Raw genomic sequence first — 25,604 nt, 5'->3', positions numbered from 1 at the left:
CCCCATGCCCCATGCCCCATGCCCCATGCCCTATTCCCTATGCCCTATTCCCTATTCCCTATTCCCTATTCCCTATGCTCACCTCATGTTACTGAGAAAGTCTATAGAGTTTGAGAGTTTTGATTTTTGAGTTTTCAATTAAACTTTAATTCATCACTCAAAACTCAAAACTCTCAACTATTTTCCCCTAGGTTTGGCGATTTAATTTCGCTCAAATCTTACGGTAGCGGATGGAAAAGCAAGTCTGGGAAAAATCGGTTAAATTCAATCAAACCCGCAGCTTGAATTGAGATCCAGAGGATGGCCAATACTGGTGCTGTCGAAAGAAACTTGACAAAATATTGCATGAATTCTGCTCCTGAAAATTTGAGACAGGTGGTAATTGTCGGTCTACCGCTAATTGCGCTAATTTGCAGTGCAATTGGTTAACTACTAGCTATTAGCGCCGATCCATTTCCCAATTTTAGCGGGGGGAAACAGTAATTTCGTCGTCTTTGGCAAACATTTCACCGCTGGTGATTTCTTTGAGAGCAGCCAGAGGCCACAAAACGCCGCTCAGCATACAGCTAACTGCCAAAGGAACGTCGATAATAATCTCTTTTTCCTCTGGAGTTGATGATTTTTTGGCTGCTTGCAAGTAAGCGCGGCCCACCCAACCAATCCAACCAGCAATATACAAGAACAGAGCGCTGGGAATCAAAAAGTCGCCAGCGAAACTCAAATTGCCGTCTACGATTAAGTGCGGGTATCCTTCCGGGCCGCACATTTCAGCAGAATAGCGCTCGAATCGCGCTTTCGCAGATGCTGGGTCGCCATTTGTCGAACGTGCATTTTTAGCAAGTTCTTGGAATGCGGGAGAGTCTTTGCACGGCACTAAATTGTAAGCCGAAGCAACTGGAGCAAAACTGAACCACAGACTAACCACTAAAATTGCAGCAAACAATCGTCGCATGAAATTGTTTCCTTTTGTTACAAAACAATAAGTTTTTTTACAAGCATTTCAACTTGCCGATCGCGAATCTAAATTACCGCACTTGCTGAGAGTGTAAAATCTCCATCATTGATGCGGGAAAACCCAATACAATCAGGGATTCGCATTTTATCAGTCAGCGTGCGAGCTAGCAATACCGCAAGGATATTCCACAGCTTGCATCACATTCTCGATCGCGCGCATCTGTCCAAAGGACAGGCAGATGCTCCCGCGAACTACAACCTGAGTACAAGTATAGCCGGGGAGTTGCGCCGAATTAGTTAAGCTAGCAATAGCTAACCTATCAAATAAAATTACCAGTTAATGGCAACCATTTTCGCGATCGAAACAAGTTGTGACGAAACAGCAGCAGCAATTGTTAAGAATCGTCAAATTTGCAGCAATGTTGTAGCATCACAAATTAAAATCCACCAGCAGTATGGTGGGGTAGTCCCCGAAGTGGCTTCGCGCAGTCACCTGGAAATGCTAAATCAGGTAATTGCCCAGTGTTTGAGTGAAGCAAACCTGAGTTGGTCAGAAATTGACGGCATTGCAGCCACTTGTGCCCCCGGTTTAGTAGGTGCATTGTTAGTCGGGCTCACAGCAGCCAAAACCTTAGCAATAGTCCACCAAAAACCTTTTTTAGGTGTCCACCACCTCGAAGGACACATCTACGCTTCTTACCTTACCGAACCCGACTTGCAGCCGCCATTTTTGTGCTTGTTAGTTTCCGGGGGACACACCAGCTTGATTTGCGTCAAAGATTGCGGCGTTTACGAAACAGTAGGACAAACACGCGACGATGCGGCCGGTGAAGCTTTTGATAAAGTCGCGAGATTGTTGCAGCTAGGATATCCAGGCGGGCCGGTAATTGACAAATTGGCAGCCCTTGGCAATCCCCAAGCATACCCCCTCCCCGAAGGCAGAATTTCGATGCCCGGTGGTGGCTACCATCCCTACGACAGCAGTTTTAGCGGCTTGAAAACAGCAGTTTTGCAATTAGTGCAGAAACTCAAAAAACAAGATATTAATACCGGTGGCGAAGGCATTTTAGCTGCTTCTACAATTAATGATATTGCGGCGAGTTTTCAGGAAACAGTAGCTAAGAGTTTAACAAAAAGAGCGATCGGCTGCGCGCTAGATTTCGGGCTCAGCACTATTGTAGTAGGCGGCGGAGTTGCAGCAAACAGCGGACTGCGAAAACACTTACAAACAGCAGCAACCAAACACAACTTGCGAGTATTGTTTCCGCCATTAAAATATTGTACGGACAACGCAGCAATGATCGGCTGTGCCGCGGCAGAACACTTGCAGCGAGGACACACATCACCGCTGAATTTAGGAGCAAATTCGCGGATGGCTGTCAGCGATGTTATGCAATTGTACAGCAATCATTAAGCTGTTGCGGCATTTAAATTTTATGTAAAAAACAATAAAACAATGAGTGGGGTGTCGGGCCCGCCCTGAACATACAATTTAAATGTCCCACAGTTCAGTCATTGTGGAATCACTTTCCCGCCACCTAAACTCCAAAAATCGCGGTAAGAAAGTAATAACAGATTCGGTGGTATCAAGAGTACCGGGACGATACAAATGATTGTCGAAAAAACCCCGTTTCTGGGTTTGGCGCGGGGAAGAAGAAACCGGGTTTTTGGGAGTTTTCGGGTGTTGGGCGATGATTGTCGAAAAAAACCCGGTTTCTGTGCTCGGCGCGGGGATGAATTACCCCAACCCTTCAACTAACAAACTGCGAGCACTTTCCAACGCTTCCGGCAACTTACTAACATCGCGTCCCCCAGCTTGCGCCAAATTGGGCCGCCCGCCGCCTTTACCGCCGCAAAGTTGAGCAATTCCCCCGATAAACTTGCCAGCTTGCAATCCTTTCTTATTGACTTCTGGACTAAAAGCTGCCACCAAACTTACCTTATCCGGTTCAGGAATTGAGGCCAAAACTACCGCAGCATTTCCTAACTTTTGCTGCAATCTTTCCGCCGCAGTTTTCAGCGCTTCTGTATCCACATCACCCAATTGAGCTACAATGATTTTGAAATCACCGAGATCCTCAGCCGCATTTAGTAACTGGTCGGATTTGGCGATCGCCAATTCCGACTTCACAGCAGCCAACTGTTTCTGAGTATCCTTCAACTCATTCTGCAAATTAGTAATCCGATTTGGCAATTCTTCAGGCTTCGCCTTAAATCGATCGCCCAAATCGCGCACAACCTTGTCTCGCACATTCAAATAGTCCAAAACAGCCTGGCCCGAAACCGCCTCAATCCGGCGAGTACCAGCCGCAACCCCAGCCTCCGAAACAATCTTAAACAGCCCGATTTCTGCGGTATTGCTGACGTGAGTTCCGCCGCACAATTCCATCGAAACGCCGGGAAAGTCGATTACCCGCACCACGTCGCCGTACTTCTCGCCAAACATGGCTGTAGCGCCTTTTTCCCTCGCTTGGGCGATCGGCATTTCCGCAACTTCCGCAGCGTGGGCTTCAGCAATCCAACTATTAATTAAATCCTCAATTTTTTGCAACTCTTCTGCGGTGACAGCGCGGGGAGAATTGAAATCAAACCGCAATCTTTCCGCTGATACCAGGGAACCAGCTTGGGAAATCGAACCGTCTACAATTTGCCGTAAAGCTGACTGTAATAAGTGAGTTGCTGTGTGGTTGGCCTGAATTCGGCGGCGGCTGCTGTTGTCAATTTTGGCAGTAATTTTATCGCTTAGTTTCAATGTTCCCCGTTCCACCAATCCGAAATGCACGAAGAAATCCGATTCTTTCTTCACGTCATCAACTCTCACCAACAAACCATCACCATTTTCTCCGCTTTTCAAATAACCTCGATCGCCAATTTGTCCGCCGGATTCAGCATAAAACGGCGTTTGGTTCAACACAATTTGTACCTCGGTTCCCGCCTCTGCTGATTCCACAGGTTGACCGTCAACTAAGATAACTGTAACTTCAGCTAAACTAGATAATTCAGCATAACCGACAAACTCTGTTTTCTGGATGGTTTCTGCCAATGTGTCTAAGGAACCCTGCACTGTTAAATCGATAGTTTGATGAGCTTCTTTAGCGCGAGTTTGCTGTTCCTTCATCGCGACTTCAAAGCCGTCCAAATCGACAGTGATTCCCTGTTCTTCAGCAATTTCTTGTGTCAGTTCTAAGGGGAAACCGTAGGTATCGTAAAGGGTGAAGGCATCTTGACCAGAAATCTCTACTGTGGGGCGGGCATCTTGCCCGCCCCCAGACCCAGAAATCTCTACTGTGGGGCGGGCATCTTGCCCGCCCTGAGAAAGCAACAGGCAAGATGCCTGTTCCACAAGAGCTTTTTTGATAATTTCCTCCAGCAGCTTCTCTCCCCGTTCCAAAGTCTTGAGAAACTGGGCTTCTTCCCTGGCTAATTCTGCCTTAATTTGAGCTTCGCGCGATCGCACGTTGGGATACGCTGCTTCCGAAAGGGCGATCGCACTTTCGGCCACCCGCACCGTAAATTCGCCCTGAATTCCAATCAGCCGCCCGTGGCGCACCACCCGGCGAATCAACCGCCGCAAAATGTAACCGCGCCCCACATTCGACGCGCGAATTTCGTCCGCAATCATGTGCACCACAGCCCGAATGTGGTCGCCAATTACTTTCAGCGAAACCTTGACTTTTTCATCGCTATTGTGGTAATCAATTCCGGCAATTTCCGCCGCCGATTGGACGATCGGAAAAATCAAATCTGTTTCGTAATTGTTAGGGACTTTCTGGAGGATTTGCGCCATCCGTTCCAGTCCCATCCCAGTATCAATATTTTGATTTTGCAGCGGTGTTAAATTCCCCTCTGCATCTTTATTGTACTGCATGAAAACCAGGTTGTAAAATTCGATAAACCTGCTATCATCTTCGAGATCGATATTGTCGCCTCTTTCTGGATGAAAATCGTAGTAAATCTCGGAACAAGGGCCGCAGGGGCCTGTGGGGCCAGATTGCCAGAAATTGTCTGCTTCTCCCATGCGTTGAATTCGATCGCCCGGAATGCCAATTTCATCGCGCCAAATCGCAAAGGCTTCGTCATCTTCGCGGAAAACGCTAACAACTAAATTGGATGCAGGTAAACCGAAAACTTCCGTGGAAAGTTCCCAAGCCCAGGCGATCGCCTGTTTCTTGAAATAATCCCCAAAACTAAAGTTACCCAACATTTCAAAAAACGTGTGGTGGCGGGCGGTGCGGCCTACGTTTTCGATGTCGTTGGTGCGGATGCACTTTTGAGAAGTCGTGGCGCGCGGTGATTCGGCGGTGCGCTGACCGAGAAATATTGGCTTGAATTGTAGCATTCCGGCGATCGTCAGCAACACTGTCGGATCTTCCGGTACCAAAGAAGCGCTGGGCAAAATTTTATGTCCCCGGTGGGCATAAAAGTCGAGGAATGTTTGGCGGATTTCGCTACCACTGAGACATTTAGGAGAAATAGACATGAGAAAAGCACTTAAGTATGTGAAGATGTAGCAACAAGAGAACTCAATACAGTTCAGTTAACAGTGTTTATTGCCCGGAGATCCCCCTAAATCCCCCTTAAGAAGGGGGACTTTGAGAGCTTTCTTGTTCCCCCCTTCTTAAGGGGGGTTAGGGGGGATCGGGCTTGGCTGAACCGTATTGCAATAGAACTTACATCTATGTGGATATTAATATCATTATACTTAGTAATGTAAAGACCTATCAAGTTTTGCAAATAGTGCTTTACTGCTCCGAAAGCTCGTGCTAACTTAACAATAGACACCGGGACAGAAAGAAACAGGAGGTCGCTATATTTAGAAGCAAATTTCAAGGATATAGGCATGGTGTCTCCGGTCTAGATTCCCCAGCGCAGCCGAAATTAACCGAACACAACTTGGAATAGTGGCAAAACTAGCGATCGCGCAGTTAAGCCAAACCGCAGTCGAGTCAGACTTATTGTGCTTGCGGATTAAAAGTAAAGTTGCACAAATTGTCAACCCTAGTAAGTAATCGTTCTTTACCGGAAACACATCCCGTTTGTTAGAAAAAACAAAGCTCTCATATTATTGGGTCCGATCGCTGTCGATCGGGCCCTACGCTTTTTGAGAGGGAGACGGGGTTTGTAGTGCGGACTTTAGTCCGCAACCAGGAACGGACTAAAGTCCGCACTACAAACCAATTTGATCGTTGTGAATCGACAAGACAGGATATTATAGACTATTGCACCGGCGCGATCGCGGCCGCCCCTTTTTTTGCCGTGACCTAGATGCCCTGGCATTAGGCGCTCTCAAAGATGCGATATCATTGAAAAGTCAAGACAAGACATTAAAACCTACCCCTGTATAGCAGGAAACTCTAAGCTTGAGGAGCTTGCTGCAAAGCAAGAATGGCAAACCGCCATTTTGGATTGCAGAACCCGCCCCAAAAAATTTGAATCTCAGGATATAAAGGAGTCAAAACTCTAAAAAATCCCCTCCCCGACGCAGGGGTGAGAGTTTCAAGCGATAGAGTTCCGCCAACTCAAAAAAAGTAGTGCAGCCAACTGTTGCGGTAAATCACCGCAGAAACAGCCCCTAGCAAGTCTTTTGAGCCTACTTAAAATGCTCGACAGGCGCAATTTAACAAAAAATTCAACCCAGTTCTAAAACTCACAATATCGGGAGATTCGAGGTACAAGCATGGCCGAAATAACTAAAGAAGAAATGCGCGAACGGCTGGGAAATATCGACCAGATTCGAGATATAATTTTCGGGGCGCAGCTTAGAGAATACGACAATCGCTTCGATAAAATAGATTCTGAGCTGTCAATGATGCAGCAAGATGTGCAAACTCGCCTCGAACAGATAAAAGCTGTTCTGTCTGCAGAAATTAAGGTGGCTGTTGATTCCTTAGAAAAGAAAGTTAAATCGCTCACCTCAAACACGCAAGAAGAAAGCGCCGACCTCCGGCAGCAAATCGATCGCGTTAACCGGAAATTCTCCAGCAGCATAGAATCCCTCGACGAAGCAATCGACAATCAAACCAGTTCGATTCGCGACGAACTCTCCCAAACCAGAGAGCGACTCTCCGAAGAAACCCGCACTCTGAAAACACAGGTTTTTGAAGAACTCGACCGTCGGTTTTCCATGCTCAGAGATGTTAAAGTTTCTAGAGACGACATGGCAGAAATTCTGTTTGAACTCGGCATGAGGCTCAAAGGAACAGAATTTGTCCCGGAACTAAAAGGCGTTACTGACAACAAGTTAAATAACGAATTTTTGTTGCCGGAGCGCCACCACCACGGATAATAACGCATGGCTTTACCGAAAGAAAATCCAGCAGGTGAAAATCAGCTAGAGGGTTTTGTTTCTCAACCTGACGAGTCCGCTGCCGAGGCAGCAACCCAGCTAGAACCCTTGCTGAATCTGTTAGTCGATCTCAAAATTTTTGCTGCTTCAAACCAGCAGAATGCTGAGCCAGAAAGCGACAGCAACAGCAAGAACGATCGAGCTGGGGCCCCCGGCGGGTTGATGGGTTTGTTAGGTATTTCCTCAGCAGAAGCAGAGGAAATTACCACAACTGCCCCGTCAAACGCTCAATCTCCCCAATCCGAAGCTGACAGCAACAGCAAGAACGATCGAGCGGCAGCTACCGGCGGGTTGATGGATTTGTCAGGTATTTCTCGGCAAGAGCAAGAGGAAATTGCAGCGCCGCAAAATCCCGATTCCGAAAGTCACAGCAACAGCGAAAACGATCGAGCTGGAGCCCTCGGCGGGTTGATGGATTTGTTAGGTATTTCTGAGCGAGAGCAAGAGGAAATTGCAGCGAGCGTCCAGCACAAAACTGCCTCTGGCGAACCCATATCTACAAATTCTCCGGCCGTTGCAGGCGAGTCGAAAAGTTGGCTGTTCCCTACTCACAAACTCAACAGTTCTGAACTGGAAAGAAACTATTCCTCGGCGAAAACTATAGATATTTCCGCAGATGTTTCGGAGTTTGAGAGCGAATCGCCTGACTTGACAATTTCAGATTCTCCTCACTGCGTACAGGCGGAAAAATCCCAGGATTTAGACACCGCTTTAGAGGATTTGTCCGATCGCCCAACTCTAGAATCACCCGCAGCAACTAATCCAAATGCCGCAGTTCCCACAATTCCCGCCCCTTCAGAAAAAATATATCTAGATGCGGTGGTTGCTTCGCTGCCATTGATGTCAGAGTTGCCAGAACAGCCGACACCGATATCGCAGCGATCGGAAATATTAGGCGAAATTAAACAAGACTTAAATGAAGCCGACAGCGCGATGGAAAGGCTGCAAAGTCTGATTTTTGGCTCGCAAATGTCGGATATCGAGCAAGTGAAAAATCTCCTGGCGCAAAACGACTTGCCCGGTGTGCGCCAACTGATGATAACCATCGACGATAAATTAGGAAAACTCGAACACCAAATCTACGATCCCCAAGAACTGATCGCCCTGATGCTGCCTTGGATCGCCGAAATTCTCAGCCGCAAAATTACCGATTCCAGAGAAGAAGTTGTGAACGCGATCGGGCCAATTATTGATGAAGTAATTAGGGCAAAAACGCTAGAAAACAGGCCCGCAATGAGTTCGGCGATCGCTGAATTGCTCCCAGACGCCCTTGCTGAACAAATAAAAAATTCGCCACAAGAAATTGCTAAGGCGATCGCCCCAGAAATGGGCATGGCAATTAAAGAGCAAATTCGCCTCGACCAAGAGTCGATCGCCCAAGCCCTCGCCCCGGAAATGGGCAAAGCGATTACAGCCCAAATAGAACTCGAACGAGACGCAATGGTGGATGCCCTCTATCCAGTAATTGGCAACACTATTTCCAGATACATGGCAGAAGCAATCAAGACAATCAATGAAAAAGTGTCAAATGCCATGAGCGTAGAAGGAGTGAAGCGCAAAATTCGCTCCAAAGTACAAGGAGTCTCCGAAGCCGAATTAATCCTCCAAGAATCAGTACCCTTTACCATCCAAGCAGTATTCTTAATTCACAAAGCATCAGGCTTGATAATTTCCGAAGTTCAAAACTCCGAAAGTTACCAGTTAGAATCGGAAATGGTAGCAGGAATGCTCACAGCTATTCGCAGCTTTGTGAACGAGTGCATCGTTGTGCCGGGAGAAGTTTCCGAACTCAATCAAATTGAATACGGCGACTCAAAAATTTTGCTAGAAGTAGCGGGATACTGCTACATCGCAGTCGTAATTAAAGGAGAACCGCCAGACTCGTTCATCAGCAAGCTGCGGAAAACACTTAGCAATCTCATCCTTAATTACGCTAAATTAATTCACGAATTTAACGGCGACCCCGATACTATACCCGATTCGCTGCACCCGTTTATCAAAACTTTATTCGACCCGCTGGACAAGGAAAAATCCACAAAACCCCCGATCGCCCTAGCCGGGCTCAGTTTACTCGCCCTCAGCTTAATCTTAATACCTTGGGGAATGTATCAGTACCGCCGCAGCATCGACCGCCCCGTGGTAGCAAATGTCGCTTTAGCTTTAGCATCGACCCCAGAATTAGCAGTTTACCGCTTAAACGCCGACGTTGAGGGCAACACTCTCAAATTAACCGGAAAATTGCCAAATCCAGAATTGCGGGCAAAAGCCGAAAAAATAGCTGCATCAACTGTACCAAATCTGAAATTAGACAATCAAATTATCGCTGTAGATGTACCTCCCGACCCAGTTTTGACAGCGGGAGAAGTGCAGCGGATTACCGCTGTTTTGAACCAGATACAGGGCGTTTCTATTTCTAGTCGCTATGGCGATCGCAAAGTTACAGTAGAGGGCACAATCACCGACGCTGCAGACTCACAAAAAATTGCTCAGTCCCTAAAACAAATTCCCGGCGTTCAGTCCGTCGTCAGCACTGTTAAACTAGACCCGCTCCAGATATCAAGCCGCATCTACTTTGACCCAGGAACGGCAAAATTAGACTCAACATCCGCAGAAATCATCGCCAGTGTCAAAAAATTCATGGATCGATATCCTCAAAAACATATTAAGATAATTGGGCACAGCGATGGAACTGGCGAAGTTGCCACAAATCAACGGCTGTCGCTCCGGCGTGCTGCTGCAGTGCGAGATGCTTTGGTGCGGCAAGGTGCCGATCGCGATCGCCTCCAAGCAGTTGCCAGCTCAATTCCTCCCGACGGCGTAGAACCCAATCAGCCGCTACTTTTAAGCAGGTGCGTGGTATTTGAACCAATAACTAAAAGCATAAACAGCAAATAATTATGTCAGTTACTATATCTAAAAAAATGTGCATGATCGGCGATTTTGGTGTAGGGAAAACCAGCCTGATCCGCCGTTTTGTCGATCGGCAATTCAGCGACGAGTACCTCTCCACTGTCGGAGTCAAAATTTCCCGCAAAAGCCTAGAATTGGAAGGCATCAAAGAGCGAGAAAACGTCACTGCACAGTTGCTAATTTGGGACTTAGAAGGGCATACAAAATTCAAAGGAATCGCACCGACTTACTTGCAGGGAGCTAGCGGCGTTTTAATCGTTGCCGATGTCAGCCGCACCGAAACAGTTGAGCGAATCTCCGAACACATTAAGCTTTTTTCTTCAATTAATCCCAAAGGATCGATTATCGTCGCTTTGAACAAAGTAGACTTGATAGACGAAGAAAAATTGGCACTGCTAGTAGAAATTTCCCATGCGATCGGCAAAGACAAAGTAATAGCAGTTTACACCACATCTGCTAAAACAGGAAAAGACGTTGACGAAATTTTCCACAAACTCGCTTACACAATGGTAGAACAAGCATGAACCCCCTGTTTAGAAAGCTCTTGGGCACGCGACAAACAGAATATTTTGTAGTAAACCACAATTTCATCATTCAGGAAACCTCCGCCGAAGTGCAGCATTATGCCGATACCCCAGGCGACGCGCTCCCCGGTGCAGATGCTCGCATCAGTTTTCCCGAACTGGTTGGCATTGAAAATATCCTGATGTCGATATTGATAGGACGGCGGCCGAGTTTTGAACTCAAAGGTATCGCTCGGTTTGCCGACAACAACCGCCCTTTATACTTCGATATGTTGGCTGTAGAACATGAAAACGAACAAGATACGGCAAGTAATTTGCTGATCTTGATTGAAGACGCCACCGAAAAAATGGTGATGAAACAATCCTTGATTCAGAGAGCCAATGAAGCCAATCTGTTGGCGAGCGCCTTAGCCGCTTCTAAAGATTATATAGATAAAGTTATTAGCTCGATGGGCGATGCTTTGTTGGTGACAACAACATTAGGAATTATCAAAACAGTCAATCAATCGGCACAATGGCTATTTGGGTACAGCGAACCCGAATTGATCGACCACCCGCTCTCCAAAATAGTAGTCGAAGAAACCTTGCTTTACCAAGCTCGCCACCGCTATATTTTGTCTCAAAAAGAGTTCCTCAGAGAACTGGAAGTAATCTGCACTACAAAAGCCGGAGAAGAAATTTGGGTAGAATTTTCCTGTTCGGCAATTCAGACAGAATTAGAGGGACTTTACGATTTTGTCTATATCGGTAGAGATGTCACAGAACGCAAGCAAGAAGAACTAGAAATTCGCATTTCTTTGGCAAAAGAGCAAGAACTCAGACAAGTAAAATCTCGTTTTTTCTCAATGCTCGCTCACGAGTTCGGCAATCCTTTAAATACCGTATTATTTGCTACTCAAATCCTCAAAGAATACGGCGACGAAATCACCCACGAGGAAAAAAAAGAATATCTCGAACACGTCAAATCAGCGTCTAAACACATGGCTCAGCTATTAGATGACGTGCGGTTGCTCAGCAGCGCCGAATCCGGAAAACTCCAATTCAATCCCGCACCAGTTGAGTTGCAAAAATTTTGCACCGAGTTAGTAGAATCAGTTAAAATTAGTTACGGAAAAAATCATGCCATTAACTTTCTTTATCGAAAGTTACCTGCGTCCAAAAAAGCCGATCGCGAATCGGAGAAAACACAACACTGGCGAACACTCGACGCAAAATTGCTGCGGCACATCTTGACAAATTTACTTTCAAATGCTGTCAAATATTCGCCGATCGACAGCAATATTTATTTTCAATTAAACTGTGATAATGAAAAAGCTACCTTTAAAATTAAAGACGCAGGCATTGGCATTCCGATAGAAGACCAAGCACAACTATTTGAATCGTATTACCGAGCCCAAAATGTCGGAAAAATACCCGGTACAGGACTGGGTTTATCCATAGTCAAGCAGTGTGTAGACTTGCACGGAGGTCAAATCGAATTTTCCAGCGAGACAGGGTTAGGCACTACCTTTATAGTCACAATCCCATTTGGCAAATAGAAGTAATACGATTTTCGGATTGGGGATTTGAGAATTAGGAATAACCGCGCCCAAAAACGGCAGCCCCCGACGCGAGCAAAAATCGAACCAAAAATTTTATACCCTAAGCTAGCTCCCAGATTCATCTATAAAGTAAATCTCAAATCTCAAAAGTCAAATCGACTGATTGATAACTATCAGGAACAGAGGGCGCGTTCACTACTAAAAATCCAACATGAAAACCTTGTTAAAAAAACTGTTGGTTCCCCATCACCTGGAGTACCTAGCACTGGATAGAGACTTTTTAATCCAAGAAACATCTCTCCAAGTGCAGCGCTTCGCCGACTTTCCCGAGGAAGTAACGGCCGGCAACGATGTCCGCAATCCCTTTCCAGAATTGATAGGAACTGAAGAAATTTTAATCGATATTTTTGAAGGGCGGTTGCCAAACTTTGAATTTAAAGCGATAACTCGGGTATTAGAAAATGGCTCGCGGCTTTATTTTGATATGTATATCGTCGAATTCAGCAATGACGATAGTTATCAAAGATTAATTATATTTTTTGAAGACGTAACCGACAGGATGGGTTTAGAACAAACTCTAGTCCAAGCTACCAATGAAATGAATATTTTATTGAGTACCTTAGCCGCTACTAATAATTATGTTGAAAAAATTATTACTTCAATTGCTGAAGTTTTGTTAGTGACAACTGCATCGGGAAAAATCAAAAAAATCAATCAAGCGACTCAAGATTTGTTCGGTTACAGCGAATCAGAATTAGTAGGAAAGCAGATAAACGCTCTTGCTGCTGATGGTGAATCTTTGCAATCAGTCAGCCAACAGCAGCCTCAATCCTCTCCAACCAATGTCGAAGTAGTTTGCACGGCAAAAACCGGAGAAAAGTTCACAGTTGCCTTTTCTTGTACGGCGATTCCGAGTGAAATTCAGGGGATGTCTGAAACAACAGCCGCCCTCCAAGATTTCGTGTACATCGGCCGCGATATTACAGATAGAGAGCGGGCCCGCAAGCGAAAAGCAGCTCAGTACGTTACCACTCGCATCCTGTCTGCATCCGAAACAATCAAAAAAGCTTTAACAGCAATTTTACCCGTAATTTGCGACACCTTGGAATGGGATACCGCCGAACTTTGGATGCCAGAAGCTGGGGAAAAAATGCTGTCAGGAAGTAAGAGAATAACTGCGGTTTCCGACCCAAATTTGCTCAGGTGCGCGGCCAGTTGGACAAAAGGCTCAGTTTCTATTCCCAAATTTGCCGAATTTGGCGAACAAATGACCTGTGGGTTAGGCGAAGGATTGCCCGGTATTGTTTGGGCCAGCGGTTCTCCTGAGTGGATTGCAGATGTCACAGAAAGCGACTGTTTTCTGCGCCGAGAAATCGCTGCTGCTGAAGGATTGCACGGAGCTTTTGCCTTCCCAATCTTGGGCGACTGCGAGCAGGAAAATTCGGAAAACTCTGTGTTGGGGGTGATGACTTTATTTAGCTGTGAAGTGCGGAGCTTTGATGAAGAATTGCTCCAGACAATGGTTACAATCGGCAGTCAAATCGGTCAATTTATCAAGCGCAAGCAAGCCGAAATAGCTTTGCGGGAAAGCGAAGAACAACTGCGAGATTTATTTGAAAATGCTACTGACTTAATTCAAAGTATTGGAGCCGACGGTCATTTTTTGTATGTAAATCGGGCTTGGCGGGAAACTCTGGGCTACAGCGATGCAGAAATTGCTCAAATGACTGTTTTTGATATCATTCATCCGAACAGTTCCTCTGAGTCTCTGGATATATTATATCAAGCTATTACTAAAAAAGATTTTAACGAGCATACATTTTATCCCGATTCGATCGAAGTAATATTTATTACGAAATCTTCCGAACAAATTTTGCTGGAAGGCAGCATAAGCTGTAAATTTGCGGAAGGTTCGCTAATAGCGATTCGCGCTATTTTGCGAGATATTACCGATCGCAAAATGGCGGAAGATGCTTTGGCAAAATCTGTGTCTTTGCTGCAAGCAACGTTTGATTCTACTGCTGACGGTATTTTAGCTATTGACAGGAACGGAAAAATAGTCAGTTTCAATCGAGAATTTGTGGAAATATGGGGGATACCTAATGAAGTGATGGCGCTGCGAGACGATGCCGCCACGATCGCTTTTGTGCTGAACCAACTCAAAGATCCCCAAGGATTTCGAGACAGAATAGAATCGCTTTACGAGCAGCCAGAAGCCGAAAGTTTCGATTTGCTGGAATTTCAAGATGGCAGATTTTTTGAACGATATTCTGAACCGCAGCGGCTGGGAGACAAGATTATCGGCAGAGTTTGGAGTTACCACGATATTACGGAACGCAAGCAAGCTGAAGATGCCCTGCAGGATGAACAAGCAAAATCAGAAAAGCTGCTGTTAAACATTTTGCCGAAGGCAATAGTAGAACGCCTGAAAGAAAATGAAACTACTATTGCTGAATATTTTCCAGCAGTGACTGTTTTGTTTGCAGATATTGTGGGGTTTACACCTTTGTCTGCTCACATGAATCCGATCGAGCTTGTGGAACTCCTCAATCAAATTTTCTCAAGATTCGACCTTTTGTGCGAACGGCACGGCTTAGAGAAAATCAAGACCATCGGCGACGCATACATGGTGGCGGGAGGGCTGCCCAATCCCCGGGCAGACCACGCTGATGCGATCGCCCAAATGGCCCTAGATATGCAAACAGAAATAGCTCGGTTTAATGTTCGGAATCGGAAGTATTTTAGCATCCGCGTCGGCATCCACAGCGGCCCAGTTGTTGCAGGAGTAATTGGCATCAAAAAGTTTATTTATGATTTGTGGGGCGACACGGTAAATATTGCTTCTCGGATGGAATCTCACGGTTTGTCTTGGCGGATTCAAGTCAGCGAAACTACTTATGAGTTATTGGAACATAAATATTTGTTTCAGGAGCGGGGCATTATTGATGTTAAGGGAAAAGGGCGAATGAAAACTTATTTGCTCGTTGGTCTAAAAAAAAATAGTCATTAGTCATTAGTCATTAGTCATTAGTCATTAGTCATTAGTCATTAGTCATTAGTCATTAGTTATTAGTTATTAGTTATTAGTTATTAGTTATTAGTTATTAGTCATTAGTCATTAGTTATTAGTCATTAGTTATTAGTCATTAGTCATTAGTTATTAGTTATTAGTCATATCGTTTCCGGTTGCATCGGAATGATGTTAACAGTTAACAGTTGACAGTTAACAGTTAACAGTTAACAGTTAACAGTTAACAGTTGACAGTTAACAGTTGACAGTTAACAGTCAACTGTTAATTTACTATTCCGATGAAGAGAGGATTTGAGATCGTTAGTCATTAGTCATCTGGGCTGATGACTAAAAGTGTTGCTAAAGTTAGTTAACAATACTTTTGATGTCTAGGCTGATGGAATTTGCTAATTTGTTGAGAAATTTACGATCGCCCTTAGAATTTGTCGATCGCCCGCCAGTGACAGTTGCGCCCTCAACTTCCCTCCCAGAGGCGATCGCCCTGATGCGTGCGAAAAACCCTTGTCGGCTGCCGAATTCACAGCCAGACTCAAACGCAGCGGTAAAAACATCGATTAGTTGCCTCTTAGTTGTCGATCGAAATCAGCTAGTCGGACTGCTAAGCCCCGGTGATGTGCTCAACCTAGCCGCAGAATCCCGATGGCAAGAAATGAAAGTCGCCGATGCCATGACCGAGAATTTAATAGTTTTAAAAGAATCAGAATTTACCGATATTCTTACCGCATATAAGCTATTTTGTCAACACTCGATCGATTGCTTGCCAATTGTAGACGAACAAGGTCAGCCCGTAGGCTCAGTCACCGAAGCCAGGATTCGCCCAGAAATTTACCGCCTCGTCACAATGTTGCAGCAAGAAGTTGTAAAACTTCAGCAAAAACAGTGCGAACTCTTAGAAAACCAGTCAAAAATCGCAAAACAAGCGATCGATCGCCAAAATGCCGAAACAGCCCTGACAGAGAGCGAAGCCCGCTACCGGGCGATTGTGGAAGACCAAACGGAACTGATTTGTCGCTACCTCCCCGACGGCAAAATCACATTTGTCAATCAAGCTTGCTGCCGCTATTTTGACGTGCAACCAGAAGACTTGCTGGGTAACAGCTTTATGTCGCTGATTTTAGAGGAAGACCGAGAATCTTTTAGGGAGCAATATAATTTACTGTCTCTCGAAAAGCCTGTTTTTAGTTCCGAACAGCGGGTAATTTCGCCGAAGGGAGAAATTCGCACTCAGCATTGGATCGATCGGGCTATCTTTGACGATAGCGGACAAATTGTCGAGTACCAAGCTGTGGGCCGAGATGTCACGGATCGCAAACAAGCAGAAATCGCTTTGCAACAACTCAATGCAGAGTTAGAACTGCGAATCCAGCAGCGGACTAAATTTTACGAACTGGCAGTATCCGCGGGCAAAGTGGGGGTTTGGGACTGGAATTTGGAAACCGACGAAATCTACGTTGATCCGTCTTTAAAAGCTTTGTTGGGCTATCAAGACGCAGAGATTCCCAACTGCATGGAACATTGGGGATCTTCGGTTCATCCCGACGATCGAGTTGCCGTCGGGGCAGCAGTAAATGCTTATCTAGAGGGTGTGACAGAAATTTTTGAAGTCGAACACCGGATGCTGTGCAAAGACGGTAGCACCTGCTGGATGCTTGCCCGCGGGACTGCTGTTCGATCGCCCGAGGGCAAAGCCTGCCGGCTGATCGGGACTGACACCGACATTACCGATCGCAAATTGACTGCAGAAAAACTGCAAAACTCCGAAGCCGAACTGCTGGCGCTGTTTAATGCCATGACGGATATTGTGATGGTTTTTGACAGCAGCGGCCGCTACCTCAAAGTCGCCCCCACCGCCCCCCAACTGCTGTACAAACCGACTGCTGAAGTGGTGGGCAAAACCATCGCGGAAATCTTCTCAGAAGCGGAAGCTAATTTTGCCCTCGACCACATTCGCCAAACCTTGGTATCTGGGCAAACCCACAGAGTTGAATACAGCATGGAAATTGAGGGCAAGTTATTCTGGTTTGATGCGAGTATTTCGCCCCTGGATGCCGATCGGGTGATGTGGGTTGCCCGAGACATTACTGCTCGGAAAAACACAGAAGCTGCACTGCAAAAGAGCGAGGAAAAGTTTCGCAACTTATTTGATGATGCGCCGATCGCGATCGGTTTGGCAAGCTTGCGCGACTACCGGACGATCCAAGTCAATGAAGCTCACCGGCAGATGTTGGGCTACAGCGATGCGGAGTTGGCGAACATGACTTTTATTGAACTCACGCATCCAGAAGATGTAGAAGCAGATTTAGAGCAAGTCAAGCAGTTAATCGAGGGCAAAATTTCTCGATTCGGGATAGAAAAACGCTTGATTAAGAAGAATGGCGAGCTGATGTGGGCTAACTTGACGGTGACGCTGATTTGCGACAGCGAGGGCTTTCCTCTCTACAGCATGGCGGCGATCGAAGATATCAGCGATCGCAAGCGGGCAGAAATAGAATTGCAGCAGTTAAAAGAACGGTTACAATTTTTGCTAGCCTTCAATCCGGCGGTAATTTTTACTCTGGAACCGAGAGGAGATTTCGCTACTACTTATATTAGCGACAATGTGAAAGCTATTTTTGGCTACGACCCCCAAAAGCTGTTAGCAGATTCTCAATTTTGGTCTAGTCGCATTCACCCTGAAGACAGCACGCAATTTATACTAAATTTTGCTGATTTGTCCCCTGCGGAAAATTGTATTTTTGAGTACAGATTTATGCACCCAGACGGAGTTTACCGCTGGCTGCGGACGGAACTCAAACTATTGGTAGATAGCAGGGAAAAACCGCTCGAAATCATCGGTTACGCTGCCGATATCAGCAATTCTAAACACGCCGAAATCGCTCTGAGGCAGCAGTTCGAGCAAGAACGGCTGGTGGAGGCGATCGCCCGCCGCGTCCGCCAGTCTTTGCAATTAGAGGAAATTCTCAACACCACGGTTGCCGAACTCCAGCAAGTATTGTTAGCCGATCGAGTTTTGGTTTATCAAATCTTGCTCGAAGGCGGCCGAGTCATTGCCGAAGCGGTGGCAGAAGGATGCAGTCCATTGATGGATAGATATTTTGGCGAAGAGGTTTTTCCTGCCGAAAGCTATCAGCTTTATTTGCAAGGGCGAATTTGTGCGATCTCCGAACTAGATAACCCCTCCATTACACCTTGTATGCTGGAGTTTATGAAAGAAATTGAAGTTAAGGCAAAGTTAGTCGTGCCTATTATTCAGCACGACAAACTTTGGGGATTGCTGATCGCACACCAGTGCGACGGGCCCAGGGATTGGCAAGAATGGGAAATCAATTTATTTCATCAGTTGATCAATCAATTGGCGATCGCCATTCAGCAATCTCTACTCTACCAGCAACTGGAAGCTGAACTGAGCGATCGCAAACAAGCGGAAGCAAATTTGAAAAACTCCCTCAAAGAGAAAGAGATTTTGCTCAAAGAAATTCACCACCGCGTCAAAAACAACCTCTGCGTAGTTGCCAGCTTGCTAGAGTTGCAATCTAACACCGTTGCCGACGCGCAATTAGCTAAAGTGTTTGAAGAAAGTCAGAACCGCCTGTACTCTATGGCTCTGATTCACGAGAAACTGTACAAATCTACCAACCTGGCGCAAATTAATTTTGGCGAATATCTCGAAGATTTGGTAACTAACTTGTTTCACTCTTACAACGTTAGCGACAACCGCATTCAGTTGCAGGTAATAGCTGAACCGCTTTCCCTAAATCTTGAGACTGCTACTCCCTGCGGCTTAATTGCTAATGAATTGGTTTCAAATACCCTGAAACACGCTTTTCCTGATGGTACGAGCGGTACAGTTAGTGTAGAATGCTATCAAACGGGCGATCGGCAAATTCACCTCTTCGTCAAGGACAACGGCACGGGCTTTCCTCAAAATTTAGATTTTCGGAAAACTAACTCGATGGGCTTTCAAGTTGTTTGTACTTTAACCGAACAGTTAGAAGGAACCATCGAACTATCAAGACAAAGCGGCACAGCGTTTCATTTAAAATTTAACGAATTAAATTACGTTCAAAGGTTTTAGAATTATGGATGTTCATTTTCAACCAACTAATATTTTGATAGTAGAAGACGAATTATTGATCGCTAAAAGTTTATCTGTAAAATTAGAGAAATTGGGATATCAAATCGCCGATATCGTTTCTTGTGGAGCTGATGCCATCCAGCGCGCCGGCGAAATAAAACCAGATTTAATTTTAATGGATATAGTCATCAAAGGCGAAATTGACGGCATAGAAACAGCAGCAATAATTAATCAAGAATTAGACATCCCAATTATCTATACAACTGCTTATGCAGACGACGACACTTTGCAGCGAGCTAAAAACACTGGTTCTTACGGCTACCTGCTCAAACCGTTTAAAGAAAGAGAACTGCACGCCACGATCGAGATCGCGCTGAGCAAACATCAAGAAGCAGTTAATATGCAAACACTTCTGGCACTAGCTGCCGCAAAAAGCGACAACAGATCGCGATTTGTTTCAATGGCATACCACGATTTAAACACTCCTTTAACTACCATACAGCTATCGGCTGAAATGCTGGAAGATTGCAATTTCATGAGCTTGCCAGGAACGACAAATAAAAATATCGATCGCATTAAAAAAGCAGTCAGCAATATGAGTGGATTGCTGGAGGATATTTTAATGCTCAGCAAAGCAGAATCAGGCAAACTTTCATTGAGTTTAAATGAGTTAAATGTGACTGATTTCTGTGCCTCTATTTTAGAAGAACTGCAACCGATCCTCACGGACAAACACCTCCTAACTTTCGCTGCTAAAACAGAACCGCTGCACGCTAATCTCGATGCAAAATTGCTGCACCACCTCTTGACTAATTTGCTTTCAAATGCTATTAAATATTCTCCCGAAGGCGGCAATATTAGTTTAGAATTAATCTGCGAAAACCAGCAAATAATATTTTGCGTTCGAGATGAAGGAATTGGGATGACAGCGGAATATGAAGGAAAACTATTTCAGCAGTTTGAGCGGGGCGAGAATGTAGGTAAAATTAAAGGCTCTGGTTTGGGACTCTGCATTGTCAAACACATAGTTGACCTGCACGGCGGTACAATAAGTGTGGAAAGTGCGATCGGTAAAGGTACTACATTTATTGTCGCCCTGCCTTTTTTTAGTCAGTAGTTATATCAATTACGGTTGCACCGTCAGGTGATTGTTGACTGTTGACTGTTGACTGTTGACTGTTGATTGTTGACTGTTGACTGTTGATTGTTGATTGTTAAGAGGGCGGGCACGGGGGCACCGCCCCTACTGACTGTTGACTGTTGACTGTTGACTGCGCGGGCAAATGCTTTTTTTTTAATTGCCTTTTTCTAACAAACTCAATGTCGGTAAATTCTGATTTTCGGTTTGCTGTCGGATCAGGGTTGCTGCTGTTTGAGAGTCTACTGGCTTTGAGAAAAAGAATCCTTGGGCGAACTCGCATTTTAATCCTTTGAGTATAGATAGCTGCGAGGCTTGTTCGACTCCTTCGGCTACCACATCCATGCCCAAATTGTGCGATAAGGTGACGATCGACCTTACAATCTCTGTGGGGTCAATGCCTCCTTTGCCCTGGTCGAAGTCGCCTCCCATTCGGCTGACAAAAGAGCGGTCTATTTTTAAGGTATTGGTGGGGAAGCGGTGCAGGTAGGACAGGGATGAATAGCCGGTGCCGAAGTCGTCGATGCAAAGGTGTATGTTTCTGGCTCTAAGCTGCACCAGCATTGCTGTTACTGAGTCGGAATTTTCTATGAGTACGCTTTCGGTAATTTCTAGTTTTAAACTGCAGCCGTCGAGGTGACTTTCTTCGAGAACTAGATCGATGTATTCGATTAAATCTGGCTGAGAAAACTGTTTGACTGAAAGGTTGACGTTGACGCTTAAGGGCGGGTTGTTTTGAAATAGTTGCTGCCACTGGCGGATTTGCTGGCAAGCTGTTCGCAGCACCCAGCGGCCGAGGGCTACGATCAATCCGGTTTCTTCGGCGATCGGAATAAATTCAACTGGGGAAATTAAGCCTCGTTCTGGATGCTGCCAGCGTATTAAAGCCTCAAAACCGGTAATTGTGTTATTGGCGATGCTGACGATCGGCTGATAGTGAATGATAAACTGGGAGGCTGCGGATAATGGAGCTAAGCCCGATCGCGCGCATGGATTACATTCTTGTTCTACGGCCTGGTCTCTAATTGATTCGATCGCCCGCCGCAAGTCATTTTCTAGCTGCAACAGCCGCAAAGCGTGGGCGTGCATGGAACTGTTGAAAACTTCGTGTCGGGCTCTGCCGAGTTGTTTGGCGCGGTACATGGCGGTGTCGGCATCGCGCAGCAGGTTTGTCGGTTCCAGGTATTCGTCAGAACTCAAAGCAATGCCGATGCTGGCGGTGATAAATATTTCGTGTCCCTCTAGCAGGATGGGGGAAGTGATTTGCTGTTGCAGGCGGCGGACAATGCTACTAGCTTCATTGATGCCGTCGATATCTTCCAGCAAAAGCACGAATTCGTCTCCTCCGAGGCGGGCGACAGTATCTCCGGGCCTGAGACAAGCTTCTAGGCGGCGGGCGATCGCCACTAGCAGTAGATCGCCGATCGCGTGGCCGAGGGAATCGTTGACTACTTTAAATCGGTCTAAATCGAGAAACAGCACGGCAAACAAGTAGTCTGTGCGCCGTTGTGCCAGCCTCACAGAGTGTTCTAGCCGATCGATAAACAGCGATCGGTTGGGCAATCCGGTGAGGGCATCATGAAAAGCGTCGTGCAGCAGTTGTTCTTCGGCGAGTTTGCGCCCAGTGATATCGTGACAGTTGATCACGATTCCCTGGACTGCCGGATCGTGCAGCAAGTTGGTAGCTACAGCTTCTACATAACACCAAGAACCGTTGCGGTGGCGGACTCGGTACTCAACTGGGGACTGGCTTCTTTTGGGGTTTTCAAGGGCTTTGTGGAGGGTTTGGGCGATCGCGGCGCAGTCGTCTGGGTGAACTGTCCCTAGGGCGCTGCGCCCGATCGCCTTATGGGGCGCGTATCCTAAAATTCGCTTCACCGAAGGGCTGATGTAGCGAAAGATGCCCTCGCCGTCAAGAATGATCGTGATGTCTGTAGCGTTTTCAATCAGCGATCGAAATCGCTGTTCGCTTTGCCGCAGGGCGAATTCGGCTTGTTTGCGTCCGCTGATGTCGAGGGCTACTCCGTCTATAACTACGTCGCCGTTTTTGTTTGTGGAAAATCGGGCGCTGTCTTGCACCCACTTGGTTTCGCCGGAATTCAATACAATCCGGTACTGGCGATCGCATTGCTCTAGATTGCCACTCCATGCTGTTACGCTGCTGTCAAACAAGGTTTTGTCGTCTGGATGAATGATTTCGGTCAACAGTTGCGGGCGCGCCATTACTTCTGCACGATCGAAGCCGGTCAGTTCGCGCACTCCGGGACTGATGTAGGGCACGGACATCTTGCCGTCTGGATGCAGCGCGACGCGGTAGACTGAGCCGGGAATGTTGGCTGCCATTGTGGCTAGCTGCTGCTGGATGCCGCGGACTTCTGCTTCGGCGCGCTTGCGTTCTGCGAGTTCGGTTTGGGCCGTTTGGTAGAGTTCGGCTTGGTGGATCGCGATCGCGCACTGATCGGCGATGGCTTTGACTAGCGATAGTTCTTCGGCGCTCCAACAACGGGCGCGATCGCACTGGTAGAGGCTAATTCCTCCCAAAAATGACTGATTGTAAAGCAGCGGTGCGATCGTGACGGCGCGAAAATCTATCAACGTTGATAGCGATTGCAGTTCTCCACACAGACTCGATAACTCGTCGAGGACGACGGTTTCTCCGGCCGCCAGAGAGGTTTGGTAGTGCTGGGAAAATGGACAATTTAGCCCCAGCAGCCATTCTCTGTCAGCGGCTTTGCTGATGTAGCGAACTACGATCCGGCCTTCGGCATTTGGCTGCAAAATGGCGCAGCCGCTGGTTTCGAGTGCTTCGTGCAGTTGATCTGCGGTGGTTTGGAGCACTTCGTCAAGTACGAGGGTGAAGCGCATGGCTTGAACGATGCGGTTGACGATCGCCTCGCGAGTCGCTTGCCGCTGAATTTGGGCGATCGCCTCTTGCTGCTGGCGGCGCATTTTGTATTCTTGGAGCGATCGTTCTAATACTGTGGGCAACCTAAACAGCCGCCCTTTTAATACATAATCGGTCATGCCGGCTTTGATGCACTCAACTGCTGCTTCTTCTCCCAAACTTCCCGTTACTAAAATAAATGGTATGTTTTGCCCCAATTCCTGCATTAACTTCAACACTTCTAAACCGTTGAAGCCCGGAAGGCGGTAATCTGACAGCACAGCATCGTACTTGCTATTTTGGAGCATTTGTCTGCAGTCTGTTGCTGTTTCTGCTGTGTCGAAATTAAAATTCACTCCCCCTGCTTCTAAGGCTACTTCTATTAATTCTATATCTTCTGCCATGTCTTCTACAATCAACAACTTCAATGTTGATTCGGCTACCATTTTCAGTAAAGAATCGGTCGAGTTTCTATTTAACATACAGTTTATGGGGATCTTTAAATGGTGTTTTTTTGGCTATATAGCAATCCTAAATCATTTGTGAATTTCTTACTTCCTCCCCTTAATAAGGGAGGGTTGGGGTGGGGTAAAAAAAAATACGACTCCTGCAAGGACTGCTATATGTCATTTCTAAAATTTACTTTCCTTTAGCTTTCTAAAATTTTAAGTTATTTTTGGGACGATTTATTATCTATTCTCAAAACCTTGATTTCGCACCTGCCACTGAGGGATTGCCGAACCGACTGCGACTTATTAAACTGCATGATAGTTTTCAATTCTGAATTAAAAACTACTATAGCGGTTCGATCGCGTGCTGAGATATGCCCTATGCCCTATGCCCTATGCCCTATGCCCTATGCCCTATACCCTATGCCGGATAGTACCTCATACGAGAGAAAAGAAAGGTTATATCCCGATCGCTCAGGAATCTAGATTAGCGTTTGAGATTGTCGGCCCTAGTTTAAAGTAAAACGTGGCTCCTTGACTGGGTACGCTTTGAACCCAAATCGTGCCGCCGTGGCGGTGAACAATCCGCTGGACGATCGCCAAACCTATGCCAGTACCTTCAAATTCTCTCTGCGAGTGCAGCCGCTGAAAGGCTCCAAACAGCCGATCGGCATATTCCATCGAAAAACCTACCCCGTTATCCTTGACAAAAATAGTTCCGTCAGGTAAAGCATCAATCACTATTATAGCCGGAGTGCGTCCGCGACTGAACTTGACAGCGTTGTCGATCAAATTGCTGAACACCTGTTGCAGCAAGGTGGGATCTCCCATCACCCCCGGCAAATTTCCGACGGTAAATTCAACTTTGCTGTCGGGAGTTTCGGGCTGCTCTGCTACAGTTCGGGATTGGCTCAATTTAATCGCAGTTTGCACCAAACGGGGAAGATCGATCGGAACTTGGATTAACTCGGTGCGCCCCACCCGCGAAAGAGCCAGCAAACCGTCAATCAACAAGCTCATTTTTTTGCTGCTGTCATCAATTATTTCAATGTAGTGAACAATTTTAGGATCGTTCAAAACCTCAGTGGATTCTAACCGCTGTTTCAAAGCATTAACAAAACCTGAAATATGCCGCAAAGGAGCGCGCAAGTCGTGAGAAACCGAGTACCCAAAAGATTCTAATTCTTGATTGGCAGCCTCTAATTGCTCCGTGCGTTCCGACAAAGCTTGTTTCGTCTTTATCAACTCAGTGATGTCGCGAGAAGTGCCAATTAAAGCATAAACCTCGCCCTCGATATTTCTCAAGGGAATTTTCAAAGTGTCGTAATAGGCGATCTCACCGGATATCAAAAACTTTTCCTGGTAATGCAGAGTTTCGCCAGTTTCAAATACGTGCAAATTTTCGCAGCAAAATTGTTCAGCGATTTCGGTGGGAAAACATTCAAAAATAGTTTTTCCCTGCATCTCTGTTCTGCTGTTGAATCCAGCAATTTCGGCAACTGATTTGTTGACAAAAGGCTGGCGCATATTTTCGCGTTCTACAACAAAAATGCGATCGGGTAAAGAATCAAAAAAAGTCTCTAATTCGGCGGTACGCTGGGCGACTTGAGCTTCTAAAGTTTCGTTGAGCTGTTTGAGTTCCGCTTCGGCTCGCTTGCGGTCGCTGATATCTTGACCGATACCGATCAACCTGCCGTCGGAGAGGCGAACATTTGCCCAAGTCGTGTCGATAATTCGCCCATCTCTAACTTT

13 protein-coding genes are annotated in these 25,604 nt (G+C 46.2%); 8 read left to right on the top strand and 5 right to left on the bottom strand.

Annotation, left to right across the window (positions count from 1 at the left end; all coding sequences use genetic code 11):
• Positions 1 to 218: 218 nt before the first annotated feature.
• Positions 219 to 347 (bottom strand): photosystem I reaction center subunit IX, encoded by a 129-nt coding sequence (gene psaJ / locus WBA89_RS07265; protein WP_193971956.1) that lies wholly within the window; start codon positions 345 to 347, stop codon positions 219 to 221.
• A gap of 116 nt (positions 348 to 463) precedes the next feature.
• Positions 464 to 952 carry a Photosystem I reaction center subunit III gene (locus WBA89_RS07260; protein ID WP_424405154.1) on the bottom strand — a complete coding sequence of 163 codons (489 nt, stop codon included), beginning with the start codon at positions 950 to 952 and terminating at the stop codon, positions 464 to 466.
• A 342-nt stretch (positions 953 to 1,294) separates the two neighbouring features.
• On the opposite strand from WBA89_RS07260, the gene tsaD reads away from it, so the two are divergent.
• Positions 1,295 to 2,368, top strand: coding sequence for a tRNA (adenosine(37)-N6)-threonylcarbamoyltransferase complex transferase subunit TsaD (gene tsaD / locus WBA89_RS07255; RefSeq protein WP_424405152.1), 1,074 nt, complete (start codon positions 1,295 to 1,297; stop codon positions 2,366 to 2,368).
• A gap of 324 nt (positions 2,369 to 2,692) precedes the next feature.
• On the opposite strand, the gene alaS is transcribed toward tsaD, so the two are convergent.
• Positions 2,693 to 5,434, bottom strand: coding sequence for an alanine--tRNA ligase (gene alaS / locus WBA89_RS07250; RefSeq protein ID WP_424405150.1), 2,742 nt, complete (start codon positions 5,432 to 5,434; stop codon positions 2,693 to 2,695).
• Between the two features lie 1,197 nt (positions 5,435 to 6,631).
• On the opposite strand from alaS, the gene WBA89_RS07245 reads away from it, so the two are divergent.
• The 7 genes from WBA89_RS07245 to WBA89_RS07215 all read left to right on the top strand — a co-directional run bounded on the left by WBA89_RS07245 (position 6,632) and on the right by WBA89_RS07215 (position 20,498).
• Positions 6,632 to 7,240: a hypothetical protein gene (locus WBA89_RS07245; RefSeq protein ID WP_424405148.1), complete on the top strand. Its 609-nt coding sequence runs from the start codon at positions 6,632 to 6,634 to the stop codon at positions 7,238 to 7,240.
• Between the two features lie 6 nt (positions 7,241 to 7,246).
• Positions 7,247 to 10,195, top strand: coding sequence for an OmpA family protein (locus tag WBA89_RS07240; protein ID WP_424405146.1), 2,949 nt, complete (start codon positions 7,247 to 7,249; stop codon positions 10,193 to 10,195).
• Positions 10,196 to 10,197: 2 nt separating this feature from the next.
• Entirely contained in the window at positions 10,198 to 10,734 is a 537-nt protein-coding gene (locus WBA89_RS07235; protein WP_424405144.1) for a Rab family GTPase, read from the top strand.
• Positions 10,731 to 12,272, top strand: coding sequence for a PAS domain-containing sensor histidine kinase (locus tag WBA89_RS07230; RefSeq protein WP_424405142.1), 1,542 nt, complete (start codon positions 10,731 to 10,733; stop codon positions 12,270 to 12,272). The genes WBA89_RS07235 and WBA89_RS07230 overlap by 4 nt, the downstream gene beginning before the upstream one ends.
• A gap of 214 nt (positions 12,273 to 12,486) precedes the next feature.
• A complete protein-coding gene (locus tag WBA89_RS07225) occupies positions 12,487 to 15,285 on the top strand; it encodes an adenylate/guanylate cyclase domain-containing protein (RefSeq protein ID WP_424405140.1) in 2,799 nt (932 codons plus the stop codon).
• A 385-nt stretch (positions 15,286 to 15,670) separates the two neighbouring features.
• Positions 15,671 to 19,381, top strand: coding sequence for a PAS domain S-box protein (locus WBA89_RS07220; RefSeq protein ID WP_424405138.1), 3,711 nt, complete (start codon positions 15,671 to 15,673; stop codon positions 19,379 to 19,381).
• A gap of 4 nt (positions 19,382 to 19,385) precedes the next feature.
• The gene (locus WBA89_RS07215; RefSeq protein ID WP_424405136.1) at positions 19,386 to 20,498 is read left to right on the top strand and encodes a hybrid sensor histidine kinase/response regulator; all 1,113 of its coding nucleotides are present in this window, start codon (positions 19,386 to 19,388) and stop codon (positions 20,496 to 20,498) included.
• A gap of 177 nt (positions 20,499 to 20,675) precedes the next feature.
• Here WBA89_RS07215 and WBA89_RS07210 read toward each other — a convergent pair whose 3' ends face one another.
• Positions 20,676 to 23,885 (bottom strand): EAL domain-containing protein, encoded by a 3,210-nt coding sequence (locus WBA89_RS07210; protein ID WP_424405134.1) that lies wholly within the window; start codon positions 23,883 to 23,885, stop codon positions 20,676 to 20,678.
• A 441-nt stretch (positions 23,886 to 24,326) separates the two neighbouring features.
• Positions 24,327 to 25,604 (bottom strand): sensor histidine kinase (locus WBA89_RS07205; protein WP_424405132.1); only part of this gene is annotated, 1,278 nt, incomplete at its 5' end.

The sequence above is a fragment of the Microcoleus sp. genome (assembly GCF_049646505.1).
Classification (GTDB): Bacteria; Cyanobacteriota; Cyanobacteriia; order Cyanobacteriales; family Microcoleaceae; genus Microcoleus.
Note: the sequence above shows the minus strand (reverse complement) of the source record. Positions and strands in the feature narration are given on the sequence as shown.